The sequence below is a fragment of the Legionella sp. D16C41 genome (assembly GCF_048541585.1).
Taxonomy (GTDB): domain Bacteria; phylum Pseudomonadota; class Gammaproteobacteria; order Legionellales; family Legionellaceae; genus Legionella_C.
Genome location: NZ_CP183303.1, coordinates 2,572,176 through 2,585,267, shown reverse-complemented (window position 1 = coordinate 2,585,267; position 13,092 = coordinate 2,572,176). Strand labels below are relative to the sequence as shown.

The window sequence follows — 13,092 nt, the reverse complement described above, 5'->3', positions numbered from 1 at the left end:
ATTTATCGGGATTATATTTTCTCTCCATCTTGTATTTTATTTAACTCAATTCATAAGGAAAATGATTATGAGATATCGTTTAAGGGGTTTAGGCCCACTAATTTTATTAACTCAAAGTGCGCTTGCTGCAACCAATCCAGCGATACCGGTGCCAACCATTGTAGCGCAGCCTACTACCTGTATTAATTCACAATTTGTAGTGACAGGAGACCAATATTGGAAGTCTGTAGTTTTAAAATTAACTAACAATTGTGCCACTGCTGTTGATTTTGAAAATACCACGGTTACTTTTAAAAGTAGCGCGCCTTTAAATACAACTTTTTGGGGCGATTTTGCGCCATTGCCGTACCCTGATAGCCCGCTAAATATTACCTCGCAACCTCAAGCAGATGGGACTTACTTAGCGACCCTTAATATGCATTTTACCGCTTATCAAGGAACAACGACAAAATTGCCTGTAGGGAAATCAATCCAAATTAAATACGGCGTTAATGCGGATGCTCATGTAGATGGTACTGTTAATGTTTATGTAGGTGGGACTCCAGTTGAGACAGGTAGTCTTCAATTGAAAAACGCCTCTGCTAAGCCAACTAATGTTGCTCAAACTTATGCTTTAGTTCATTTAACAATGAATGGCCAAAACATTAGTGATGTTCAATTGCCATGGAATACCACAGTAACGCTGCCTAACTTAGCGCCTGGTGCTTATACTATATCACCGCAAGCGGTTACCGATAGTGCTGGTAATACTTATCAAGGTAATGCTGTACCAAGTTCGGTGACAATTAATGCTAATCAACAAGCCTTATCGACTATTACTTATAGCCAAGCACAGCAAACGGGCAAAATTGCTATTAAAGTGCAAGCGCTACCTACACAGATTTCCAATTACACTGGAAAGCCTACTGTTTTATTAAGAGACAATCAATCAGGAGGCTCGCTAGCTCAACCCTTAAGCTGGAATGCCACAACTACAGTTAGTCAATTAAAAGCAGGTAGTGTCTATTCGTTCTCGACAGATACTATTAATTTCAACGGCTATATCTGTACACCAAGTTTTAGCCCGACAAGTGCAACAGCGGGTACCACAGCACCTACCACTACTTTATCTTATAAGTGTGTTCAAGTCGCACAAGATTCCGTCACCTTAAACGTTACCAATGCTCCACCGGCTGTGACTTCATTGAAAGTTACGTTGACACCCAATAATAATACTACGCCTATCACAACTACGATTACTATGCCTATGGGTAATGGTTCAGCAACAGTAATGCTAACTGATGGCGTGATTTATACTTTGTCAGCGGCACCCATAAGTGGCTATTCTGTTAAATTTTCGCCACAACCTTTAACTGCCACTCCGAATGCGACTGTTGCTATTACCATAACACAACAAGGTACCGGTACGCCTTTAGCGATTAATGGCCAGCTAACGGTATGCGGCACTAAGTTATGTAATGAACATGGTGATGCAATTCAATTAAGAGGTATGAGCTCGCATGGACTACAATGGTTTAGCCAGTGTATGACTCCGGCTGCTTTTGATGTCTTAGCAAATGGGTTTAAATCAAGCGTTATTCGTCTTGCTATGTATGTGCAAGAGGGAGGATATGAGACTAATCCTGCCCAATTTACCCAATTAGTTAGCCAGTTAATTGATCAAGCTTATAACCGCGGTATGTATGTGATTGTAGATTGGCACATATTAAATCCTGGTGATCCTAATTATAATTTAGATCGTGCTAAAAAATTCTTTACAGATATTGCTACAGCGCATAAAAATAAAAACAATATTCTGTATGAAATAGCTAATGAACCTAACGGTGTTAGTTGGGCTGCGATTAAAAATTATGCTGATCAAATTATTCCAGTAATTAGAGCAATTGATTCTAAAGCACCTATCATTGTTGGTACGCGTGGTTGGAGTTCTTTAGGCGTATCGGAAGGCAGTAGCTATCAGGAAATTGTTAATAATCCTGTTAATTTCCCTAATATCATGTATACCTTCCATTTTTATGCGGCCTCACATAGGGATAACTATTTAAATGCTCTAGATAGTGCTTCTAATGTCTTACCCATTTTCGTAACTGAATTTGGCACCCAGACTTATAGTGGTGACGGTGCAAATGATTTTGCTATGTCTGATAGATACCTACAGCTTATGGCAACTAAAAAAATAAGCTGGACAAATTGGAACCATTCAGATGATTTCCGTTCCGGAGCAATTTGGGTACCAGGTACCTGCTCTAGTAATGTCTGGACCGATGATCGCTTAAAAGAAGCTGGTGTTTATATCAAGAATAAAATTCAAAATCCTTAAGTAATCTCTAGCACAATGGGTTTTCTCATTGTGCTATTTTGTTTTAATTCCAATCATCTTAATTGCAGTTTTTACCTAAAAAAACGTCTGTTTAATGCCCCCAACTTAATTTACAGCCTAGTTCTTTCCAATAAGTCTTACATTATATTTGTTACATAATTAATCAATTAGATATTTTTTAATAATTCCTTAATAAATTTTGTATAAAATATATACAATTCAACCTATATTCAGATATTATTATGCCTCATGTAGTAATTATTGGTGCAGGTCCTAGTGGATTATATCTAGCAAGTAAACTCAGACGAAAAGGTATAAAAGATATAGTGATTTATGATCCTCGAGCTGGTGATTATGTAAGACCAGGCTTTCTTAATCCTGGAATCTTTCGGCAAGCAGAGGAGGGTATAAAGACAAAACTTCCTTTTAATAAAAAAACAAGTCATATCCGAGATATTGAAAAAACTTTGCATAAACATACTCTCACTCAAAATGTCACTATTGAGAAAAAAGAATTTGTCCGTTTTTCTGAAGATAAAAAAGGTATTTTTGTTGCTTCCAAAGATGAGCAAGGTAATTTGACAGAAGAATTTGTTGCCTGTGATTATGTGTTTGACTGTACAGGAGGTAAACGTGCTGTTGTGGATGCAATTAATAAAAGAAATATAGCAAAAGGAAAAGCTAAGCCATTTGAAGTTTCTGCTGTTTCTAAGGATGTAGTTATACAAAAACATCTTATAGCTTATATGAAAATAGATAATAGTATTGCTACTCAGGCAGATAATATTACAAAGCCTAAAATGTTAGGTAAAACACCTTTAGAATTTGTCAGGGCAATCGAGGATTTAAGAAAATTTGGTTGGACAGAGTTTACTTTTCCAGATTGTCATAGCACTTTTTTTAAAGACAACAAAAACTGCCTATATATAGAGTGTCCAAATAATTTGCTACCAATTGAAAAAAAAGCGTGGTTAGATACAGTTCTTAAGGTAGTGACTGGTAAAACAGGGATTCAATATGAAATGATGACGCCAAAGAATGGCCGTTCGAAACCTAATTTTAGTATTTTTTCTCTTAATCCTCAGCAATTAAATTCCTTTACTTATTATCAAGCTGATATACCCCATACAATTGCTTTAGGTGACGCTCAAATTGATCCTAATTTTGTATTAGGTCATGGAGTTAAAGGTTCATTTGAACGCATTGATACGCTAGTTAGTGGTATGGTTTTGATTAACGGGAAAATTACTTATTATGATAATGAAGAATATAATAGCAGCGTTAGAAGCGCTATAAAGGACCATCAACAGGCTATTATTGATTATTATAAAACCCATAAGTTAAATTTTCGCAAAGGAGTTTATGAAGCGAAAAGTATTTATGAACAAGCTATTTCAGCGACTCAAGATAGTCAAGAAAAATTAGTCTTAAAAGAACGGCTTGAAGAAATAAATGCTCGCATTGCTTATTATGATGCCTTAAAAATCTTAGAAGAAAAAATTGTAAATGGTAAATTTCAAGCAAAAGATGACAATTTACCTTCTGCAGCTAAACTTGTAGCTGCAAAAAATGCAATAATACAATCTCTAAGTAAATTAACTCAATTTGAACAAGAAGAAGCAGTAGAAGAATTAAAAAGTTTAATTTTAGCTTTTAAAGAATTAGGTAACCGTTTCTTTAAACAAGCTAATTTCCCCTTGGCAATCAAGTATTATAAGGAAGCTTTAAGTCTATATTCTATACAGGCTATAGAATCTGCTTCGGAAAAACTAACTTTATATTCAAATCTTATCCTTAGTTATCGAAAAATAGGGCAATTAGAGGCTGCTTTTGAAAAATCAGAAGAAGCGCTTAGTTTACTAGAATATGCAAATGATACTATTAAGGAAAAAATACTATTTCATTTTATTAAATTAACGTACGAAAGTTTATTAGACCCAACAAATGACTCTTCAGATAAGCTAGCTCTATTAGATACTGCGCTCAAGACGCATCATGTTTTTATTGAGGACCATCTTGCTAGTCAACTTAAAACAGAATTAAAGTTATTAAATAGGGTTTTACATAACTATACAAATGATTTAGCAAGCGGTGCAGAAGTAGTGGAAGCAGCTCTTGGTGTTAGCTTTTAATCATTGGGTACTAGTTTATAAATCCTTTAGTTAAGTCTAATTAACGGAGTAGTTAATTAGGCTTAACTACTTACTCCAATTAGTTATCATAGTTTATTCATCTTTTTTTTAGTAGAAGAAATATTTAGCTTTAGCAAAATAAGTTTGACAATAAGTTAAATTTAAAGAATATTACTGCCGGTATATTGTAAATTTATACCCTCAATATGTATGGAAAGAATATTTGTTAATAAAATGGAGTAGGATTTAATGATTAGTATCAAAAAAATAGCTATTACCGTAGCAATTTTAGGAAATAGTGCTTTATTTGCAGGAACTATGGGGCCAGTTTGTGTGCCAGGCAGTGTAACGGTACCTTGCCCTGCTATAGGTTGGGATATTGGAATACAAGCACTTTATTTACAGCCTTTATACAGTAATACCAACTTAAGTGTAATTAATGTTAATAGAAATGATGGTTTACCAGACTACGACGATCGGGATAATGATTTTGAGTGGGGATTTAGATTAGAAGGGTCTTATCATTTCGGGCCAGGTAATGATATTAATGTAAACTGGATACGTTGGCACGATGATTCATTGCCTACAAGGCAAGTAGTTCTTGCGCCAGCAACTATAGTTAATCTTGGAAGTGTAATTTCTAGCAGTACGGATCTTGATGCTGTTAACTTTGAATTTGGACAGCATGTTGATTTTGGTGAGTTTAAAGATATTCGTTTCCACGCTGGGGCGCAATATCTTCATCTCGATACTCAATTCCGCGGTGATCAAATTATTGGTACAACTCCTACAGAATTTGCGACCTTAAATAGATTTGCAACTGGCCATTTCAAATTTAATGGCGGCGGCCCTCGTCTTGGCGTTGATATGATTTACAATTGGGGGATGGGCTTTGCTATCTATGGTAAAGGTGCTATAGCTGCGATCGTTGGTGAAGATAAATACAGCAATAATTCACTTTTTAACGGTAATCCACTTGTTTTAAGCCGCCCAATCCACTCTTCTTTTGTATCCTTAGTTCCTGAGCTAGATGCAAAACTAGGTGTTGCTTATACGTTTGGTACACCACAAGGTAACTTTACAGTAGATGCAGGTTACATGGTTGTAAATTATTTTCATGCCTTACATTTCAGTGATTTAGATTTTACTGCAGCGCATGAGTCTAGAATACAAAGCGATTTTGGTCTACATGGTGCTTTCGTTGGTCTCAAATGGGTTAGCCTTGTTTAGAGTTAGATAATATTAACAGTTAGTAGGACCTCCACTTCCTATTAACTGTTAAATTATTAATCGATGTTATTTGTGCTATTCGCTTATTGTCTGACTTTGCTAAATTTTAAATTAATTAGTTTTTCATAGAAGTACGTATACTACCAGCAGTGTTCTTATCTGCGATAGTTTCATCTGGATTATATAGATAGTAACTATGAATTGCTAAAGATTGATAATTCTTATTAAGAAACTCAGAAACATAAGTTTTAATGGTATCCTTATTACAATTTACTTCTAAGACTTGAAAAGCAGGTTCCTCTTGACATTTGTTTGAACCACTATAAAACGAGCTAGTTGTGTTATTCTTTTTTAAGTTAGTTACTAATTCATTGCCTGCCTTAATGGCAGCAGGTAAGTTATTAAAAAATAATTTTTTTGGCTCTTCTAGAAATTTTTTTAGCGCAAGTCTAATTTGAAAATTTATAATTCCATCAAAAATATTAGAAGCATCCATCTTATAAAGGATATTGTCACTATCTACTGCTACAAGTAAAATAAACATAGATGCTTGAGAAGATTTGCCAGCAACTTGTGATTTATTATATTTTTTAAACATGAGTACTCCAAATAAATTAGTTCTATTTAAAGTTTAGTATAGAGAATATTTTGCAATCTCTTATTTGTGGATACGTAGTGTTTTAGGTAATGCCGTATAATTATCTTTATGTTTAATAGAAGAGTTTACTGTGGACCTTTGAATAAACTTGGCACTCAACAGCATTTGCAGCTACAATTTCTCTTTTTGTATACCTAGTTAGGCATGACTCAATCAATCTCTAGCAAAACTCGATTTCTCTACTGGCGGCTTCTACGTTATGTTAAACCTTATTGGCCTGTGTTGCTTTTAGGAATTTTGGCTAATATTGTTTACTCATTAATAGATGCTTCATTCACCTATATGATGCGTCCTTTTTTAGACAAAAGTTTTATTAATATTGATATGAGCTTTGTGCGCAAAATCCCTTTGATTGTTTTAATTGGGATTACAGTCCGCGGCTTGGTGAGCTCAGTGGGTAGCTATTGCATGACATGGGTGGCACGTTCGGTCGTTAAGGTATTAAGGCAACATGTTTTTGCCCATATTATTAAATTGCCATCTAGTTATTATGATCAAGCAACTTCAGGACAGTTATTATCTAAAATTCTTTATGACGTTGAGCAAGTTGCTCAGGTTAGTGCTGATGCTTTAACAGATGTAGTTCAAAATTTCTGTTTAGTTATTGGGCTTTTAACTGTGATGATGGTTATTAGTTGGCAATTATCCCTAATGTTTTTAATTACCATTCCCTTTGTAGGTATTATGGTTAATTTTACTAATAAGCGCGTAAGACGTATTAGTCATAAAGTACAAAAGACTATGGGTCAGGTTACAGAAATTGCGGCTGAAGCCATTGAAGGTTATCGTGTTGTACGAGTTTTTGGTGGTGAAAATTACGAAATACAAAAATTTAATCAAGCAACAGAATCTTCTCGTATCAATGATATGAAAGTAGCTGTAAGTAAAGCGATTAATGTTTTTGGCGTGCAATTTATTATTGCCTCCGGTATTACGCTTATTATTTTTGCCGCCATTGAGTTGACTGCTGTAATTACAATTACTGCAGGTTCTTTTCTCGCAATTATTGCTGCAATGCTGCAATTAATTAAACCAATTAAAACCCTAACTACTATAAATGCTACTATTCAGAAAGGTTTGGCAGGAGCTGAAAGTGTATTTACTTTGCTTGATAAGCCTATTGAACAAAGCCGCGGTATGCATCTTACCGAGCGTGCAGTAGGAAATATTGAATTTAAGAATGTTACTTATGCTTATCGAGAAGGGTTTCCAGTTTTACATGATGTAAGTTTTTTTATGGAGCCTGGCCAAACAGTTGCATTAGTAGGACATTCTGGTAGCGGTAAAACGACGCTTGCCAGTCTACTACCTCGTTTTTATGAATTAGATTGTGGCCAAATTCTTCTCGATGGCATCTCCATTAAAGACATTGCTTTAACCAGTTTAAGGCAGCAAATTGCCTTAGTTAGTCAACATGTTACTTTATTTAATGATACTATGGCTAGCAACATTGCTTACGGGCGTTTTAATGTCAGTAGAGAGGAGATTATCGCTGCTGCTAAGCTTGCACATGCTGATGAATTTATTTCACGTTTGCCGGAAGGTTATGATACCAAAATCGGTGAAAATGGTATTTTGCTTTCTGGTGGACAGCGGCAGCGCTTGGCCATTGCCAGAGCGATTTTAAAAGATGCGCCAATTTTAATACTCGATGAAGCTACTTCAGCCTTAGATAGTGAATCTGAATATTATATTCAATCGGCCTTACAGAAAGTTATGCAAAATAGAACGACACTGGTAATTGCTCATCGTTTATCAACAATCAAAAATGCCCACAATATTATCGTGATGAACCAAGGAAAAATAGTTGAGCAAGGTAATCATCAGCAATTAATTACCAAAGGTAGCCATTATGCCCAGCTTTACCGTACGCAAAGTCTATTGATTGAAACTAAAAAGGAATTACTAGTTAATGCAACCTAGTTTTTTAGAAAAATTATGGTATGGCCAGCATCCATTGCGCTGGTTACTTTGGCCTTTTTCTTACGTTTTTCAAAAAATCTCATTTTGTCGTCGTGTTTATTTACAGCACTTTAAACAACAACAATTCTCTGTACCCGTTATTGTTGTTGGTAATTTAACAGTCGGGGGTGTTGGCAAAACACCTTTAGTAATCACTCTAGCTAAGGCATTACAAAGCAGAGGTTTAAGTGTGGGTATTGTCAGTCGAGGTTATCGTGCAACTATCAAACAATTTCCCTATGCGGTAAACATTCATGATAAAGCAAATTTAGTAGGTGATGAGCCACTGCTATTGGCAAAAAAAACAGGCTGCCCCGTTGTAATCGCACCTAAGCGCACAGAAGCCGTAGAGTATTTAATAGCCCATTATCACAGTCAGGTGATTATTAGCGATGATGGATTACAACATTATGCTATGGGACGAGATATCGAAATTATTGTTATTGATGGGCTACGTGGTCTTGGTAATAAATTATGCTTACCAGCAGGGCCGCTAAGAGAATATCCTAAGCGCTTAGACAAAGTTGATTTTTTAATAGTTAATAGTGGCGAGTGGCCACAGGCTTATAAAATGACTACAGAGCCTGAAAAGTTAATCAATTTAGTGACAGGTCAGGAAATTAATATACAAGAACTAAAAGGTCCGCTTGCCGCTGTTGCGGCAATTGGTAACCCACAGCGTTTTTATATGACGCTTGCTGGTATGGGTCTAAATTTTACTTGTTACACTTTCCCTGATCACCATGTTTTTTCTAAAAAAGACTTAAATTTTGTAGAAAATAATGTGATTATGACAGAAAAAGATGCGGTTAAGTGTCAAGCTTTTGCAACTAAAAACTGGTACTTTTTACCAATAGAAGCTAAATTAAGTGACAGTTTTTGGAATGCTTTATGGTCACATGACCAGATTAAAAGGTTGTTGGCAACATGAAACAGAAAACAGCATGCATTAGATTTTTTTCCAAACTGGCGGTGAGAAGACAGAGTCAGTTAAATAAGATGCTGAAAGAGCAAAGTGTTCATGAGGGGTTTAGGGTACATGATTTAACTGAAATTAGCTGTCGATGGCGATTTGCAAAGAAATCTATTTTATTTCTTTTGTCGGTATTAATGCTTAATTATTCTTTAGCCAGTGCTAAACTTGGTGAATCTGCTGATGCAGAGCCTACTATCATTCAAGCCATTCCCTCTTTACATGCGCTGCAAGCTGATTGGACTTTTTCTGGCACAGCTACTAATGAAAGTGGTGAACAATATCTTTATTTTTTTGAAATTCAACGTAACTATAATCATTTTCATGGTTTAGCAACGGTTATTGATGCGCAATCAAAACTTGTCTTAGTTTATGAGGAAAGTAATACACTAATAGATAAGCCTGAGCTTACACACTGGCAAGTCGGAAATCTTTTTTTACGTTTTAATCCTATTAGTAATAGCTGGGTTTTTGGTGTTAAAGATAAAAAGAAAAAAGGGTTTAATTTTAAAGTGGATATGCTAGGTTCAACCCAAACGGTATCTAAGAAGCAGGAGTTAAGAACAGGTATAGATTTTTTTATTAATCAAACTGGTCGTTTAAATGGTCATATTCAACCTAACGATAATAAAGAACAATTTGTAACCGCTAAAAAAGCTTGGTTTAAGCAAATTTGGGTAAATAAGCCACAACCGATGAGGCATTTAGTAAAATCTATTTTATGTAATTTTAATGATGGTAGTGGTTTATATTCTGTAAGCCTGCAGGAGACTGATACTATCCGAGGTTCTATTTCAGGTTGGCGAAATGATCAAGGAATGCCTGTGGCTATGTCTCAGTTTATTACTACACAAGATAAAGATAACTTTTGGCATATTCTTATCTCTTCACCTAAGCTAAATTTAGTCTTTGAAAATTTACTTACGAAAATTAATGAGAGCCAGCAATTGATCATGGGTATGACCGGTAGTGTTATGCCTGGTTTTTGTAGTATTCATTATAATGATATTAATGAACATATTATTGAGCAAGTAGCTGATGTGAAAGAAAAAGGGAATAGATGAATTTACGCGATCTACACTATTTTGTAGTTTTAGCAAAAGTAAAGCATTTTGGTGAAGCAGCTAAATTATGTTATGTTAGCCAGCCAACGCTTAGCATGCAAATTAAAAAGTTGGAAGAAGAATTAAATTTAATTCTCTTTGAACGAAATAATAAACAAGTGATGTTAACAGAGCAGGGAAGCATGCTAGTTAAACATGCACAAGCTATTTTAAACCAAGTTGCTGAAATGAAAGAATTAGCCCTAACAAGCGCTGATCCTTTTTCTGGTGAGATACGTTTAGGTGTTATACCAACTTTAGCCCCCTATCTATTACCTCTGGTGATGCCTGCCATTCAACAGCAATTTCCAAAGTTACGTATTTGGTTAATTGAAGAGAAAACAGATGTATTAACTACTATGTTAAGTCAAGGGCAATTAGATGCCGCTTTAATGGCAACTCCTGTGTCTAGCGAGTTAGTCCAACATAATTTATTCGATGAACCTTTCTATTTTATTTGTTCAACTCAATCAAAAATGCAACATTATAAAAGTGTTCATCTTGAACAACTAAAAGGACAGCCGGTCATGTTATTAGCGGAAGGACATTGTCTGCGTGAGCAAGCAATGGCGATTTGTCAATCAGCAGAAATAGAAACCAAAGTTGATTTTACAGCGACAAGCTTAGAGACATTACGACTAATGGTACAAGCAGGCGCAGGTGTAACGTTAATACCAGGTTTGGCCACACAAAATACTCTTAATCATTCTTTAATAGTTATTCCTTTTGCCAAACCTGTTCCCAGACGCACTGTTGCCTTATATTGGCGTCCTACCTCTATTAAAATTATTTGCTTACAGCAATTAGCAGTATTAATAAGTAAAAAGGCTCAAATCCATCTAGAGGAAATAGAAACTAAATTTAGTAGGTAAATTAAAATTTATCATGAGTGAACTAGCTAGTGTTGAGCACCTTAAAATTGCTTTCCAAACTGAGAAAGGTTTTCTTGTCACAGTTGATAATATTTCTCTTATTTTAAAACCTGGTGAGACCTTGGCTCTGTTAGGTGAGTCCGGCTGTGGCAAGTCATTAACTGCCTTGGCTATGATGCGACTTTTGCCTAATAATGCAGTTTATAGTCAAGAAAGTAGAGTAAATATTAATAGAGAAGATTTATTAGCTCTTCCGGAACAGCAAATGCGGCAATTGCGTGGACAAGAGATAGCAATTGTTTTTCAAGAGCCAATGATTGCTTTAAATCCTGTTTTACGCATTGGTGATCAATTAGCTGAAGCACTATTGCAGCATCAAAAATTGCCTAAGGCCAAGCTTAAAGAGCAAATGCTTGATTTATTAAGAAAGGTTGAAATAGTTGATCCAGAATTGCGTTTAAAACAGTATCCTCATCAACTTTCTGGTGGGCAGAAACAACGGGTTATTATTGCTATGGCTTTAGCTAATAAACCAAAAATACTAATTGCTGATGAACCAACAACAGCATTAGATGTAATAACACAAGCACAAATTCTGACTTTACTTAAAAAATTACAACAAGAAAATCAAATGAGTGTTTTACTTATTACTCATGATTTGACAGTAGTCAAAGCAGTAGCAGATAGAGTTTGTGTTATGTATGCAGGTCAAATTGTTGAAGAAGCAGCTATTGTTGATTTCTTTCGGCAAGTTAAGCATCCTTATTCTCAGCAATTATTAGCTTCATTACCACATTATCAAAAGCGAAATCAGGCTTTATTAAGTATCGCAGGCAATGTTCCATCTATGGATAATTTGCCTTCTGGTTGTCGTTTTCACCCGCGTTGCGCGCACGCTTTTTCACGTTGTTCCTATGACACACCGTTATTACAACAGTCAGACACGAGTCTTGTGCGCTGTCATCTTTATCCTAAGCATCATAAAGTTCCACCTTTGCCGCAAAAAAATAAAACTAATTTTTCACTACCAATTGAGAATGAACTGCTACTAGAAGTTAAAAATCTTAAAGTCTATTTTCAAGCTGAAAAAGCGTTATTAAAGCGGAAACGTAAATGGATTAAAGCGGTAGATGATTTATCTTTTAATTTATACAAAGGTAAAACACTGGCCTTAGTCGGTGAATCAGGTTGTGGTAAAACTACTGTAAGTCGAGCGCTGCTGCATTTATTACCTATTACTGCGGGTGAAATTATCTATCGCGGTCAGTCTTTAAAAACTCTACATAGAAAAGCATTAAAGGAATACCGTAAAAGAGTACAAATTATCTTTCAAGATCCTTATTCCTCGATGAACCCTCGATTAACTATAAGCGAGATTTTAGCGGAAGGTATGGTGGCTCAAGGTATAAATAAAACAATAATTAAGCGCAAACTTTTACAATTGCTTGAGTATGTTAATCTACCTCAAACCAGCCTTGAGCGTTATCCACATCAGTTTTCTGGTGGGCAACGTCAACGTATTTGTATCGCACGTGCGCTAGCGACTGAACCTGAAATTTTGGTTTGTGATGAACCTACTAGCGCTTTAGATGTTTCGGTACAAGCACAATTATTAAATCTACTAAAAAACTTGCAAGCTGATTTAGGAATAGCTTATTTGTTTATCACTCATAATATGAGTGTTGTTTCTTATTTTGCAGATGATGTTATAGTGATGAAAGCAGGAAAAGCGCTTGAACAGGGTTCCTGTGAAGCTGTTTTCAAGCATCCAAAAGAGAATTATACTCGTCAGTTATTAGATAGTGCTTTTGTTGAACTCCTTTGATTTTAATGCTCTTTTAA

Annotated in this window: 9 protein-coding genes; 8 read left to right on the top strand and 1 reads right to left on the bottom strand. The window is 35.5% G+C overall.

Annotation, left to right across the window (positions count from 1 at the left end):
- Nucleotides 1–67 precede the first annotated feature (67 nt).
- From ACNVED_RS11125 to ACNVED_RS11115, 3 genes are all read left to right on the top strand, one after another.
- Nucleotides 68–2,320 carry a glycoside hydrolase family 5 protein gene (locus tag ACNVED_RS11125; RefSeq protein WP_419419093.1) on the top strand — a complete coding sequence of 751 codons (2,253 nt, stop codon included), beginning with the start codon at nt 68–70 and terminating at the stop codon, nt 2,318–2,320.
- Between the two features lie 242 nt (nt 2,321–2,562).
- Nucleotides 2,563–4,452, top strand: coding sequence for a hypothetical protein (locus ACNVED_RS11120; RefSeq protein ID WP_419419092.1), 1,890 nt, complete (start codon nt 2,563–2,565; stop codon nt 4,450–4,452).
- Nucleotides 4,453–4,701: 249 nt separating this feature from the next.
- Nucleotides 4,702–5,682: an Lpg1974 family pore-forming outer membrane protein gene (locus tag ACNVED_RS11115; RefSeq protein WP_419419091.1), complete on the top strand. Its 981-nt coding sequence runs from the start codon at nt 4,702–4,704 to the stop codon at nt 5,680–5,682.
- A 115-nt stretch (nt 5,683–5,797) separates the two neighbouring features.
- Here the strand turns inward: ACNVED_RS11115 and ACNVED_RS11110 are convergent, their stop codons facing one another.
- Nucleotides 5,798–6,280 (bottom strand): hypothetical protein, encoded by a 483-nt coding sequence (locus ACNVED_RS11110; RefSeq protein WP_419419090.1) that lies wholly within the window; start codon nt 6,278–6,280, stop codon nt 5,798–5,800.
- Between the two features lie 204 nt (nt 6,281–6,484).
- Here ACNVED_RS11110 and msbA point away from each other — a divergent pair, with 204 nt between their 5' ends.
- From msbA to ACNVED_RS11085, 5 genes are read left to right on the top strand one after another with little or no spacing between them, the layout of a single operon-like run.
- A complete protein-coding gene (gene msbA, locus ACNVED_RS11105; protein ID WP_419419089.1) occupies nt 6,485–8,263 on the top strand; it encodes a lipid A export permease/ATP-binding protein MsbA in 1,779 nt (592 codons plus the stop codon).
- A complete protein-coding gene (gene lpxK / locus ACNVED_RS11100) occupies nt 8,253–9,233 on the top strand; it encodes a tetraacyldisaccharide 4'-kinase (RefSeq protein ID WP_419419088.1) in 981 nt (326 codons plus the stop codon). Before msbA ends, lpxK begins: the two co-directional genes overlap by 11 nt.
- Nucleotides 9,230–10,339, top strand: a complete 1,110-nt coding sequence (locus tag ACNVED_RS11095) for a hypothetical protein (protein WP_419419087.1) — start codon at nt 9,230–9,232, stop codon at nt 10,337–10,339. The genes lpxK and ACNVED_RS11095 overlap by 4 nt, the downstream gene beginning before the upstream one ends.
- Nucleotides 10,336–11,250 carry a LysR substrate-binding domain-containing protein gene (locus ACNVED_RS11090; RefSeq protein WP_419419086.1) on the top strand — a complete coding sequence of 305 codons (915 nt, stop codon included), beginning with the start codon at nt 10,336–10,338 and terminating at the stop codon, nt 11,248–11,250. Before ACNVED_RS11095 ends, ACNVED_RS11090 begins: the two co-directional genes overlap by 4 nt.
- 13 nt (nt 11,251–11,263) lie before the next feature.
- Entirely contained in the window at nt 11,264–13,075 is a 1,812-nt protein-coding gene (locus tag ACNVED_RS11085; RefSeq protein ID WP_419419085.1) for a dipeptide ABC transporter ATP-binding protein, read from the top strand.
- The last annotated feature ends 17 nt before the right edge of the window (nt 13,076–13,092 follow it).

Coding starts and splice junctions, on each gene's coding strand:
- ACNVED_RS11125 (WP_419419093.1), top strand. CDS start 68: ATGAGATATCGTTTAAGGGGTTTAGGCCCACTAATTTTATTAACTCAA.
- ACNVED_RS11120 (WP_419419092.1), top strand. CDS start 2,563: ATGCCTCATGTAGTAATTATTGGTGCAGGTCCTAGTGGATTATATCTA.
- ACNVED_RS11115 (WP_419419091.1), top strand. CDS start 4,702: ATGATTAGTATCAAAAAAATAGCTATTACCGTAGCAATTTTAGGAAAT.
- ACNVED_RS11110 (WP_419419090.1), bottom strand. CDS start 6,280: ATGTTTAAAAAATATAATAAATCACAAGTTGCTGGCAAATCTTCTCAA.
- msbA (WP_419419089.1), top strand. CDS start 6,485: ATGACTCAATCAATCTCTAGCAAAACTCGATTTCTCTACTGGCGGCTT.
- lpxK (WP_419419088.1), top strand. CDS start 8,253: ATGCAACCTAGTTTTTTAGAAAAATTATGGTATGGCCAGCATCCATTG.
- ACNVED_RS11095 (WP_419419087.1), top strand. CDS start 9,230: ATGAAACAGAAAACAGCATGCATTAGATTTTTTTCCAAACTGGCGGTG.
- ACNVED_RS11090 (WP_419419086.1), top strand. CDS start 10,336: ATGAATTTACGCGATCTACACTATTTTGTAGTTTTAGCAAAAGTAAAG.
- ACNVED_RS11085 (WP_419419085.1), top strand. CDS start 11,264: ATGAGTGAACTAGCTAGTGTTGAGCACCTTAAAATTGCTTTCCAAACT.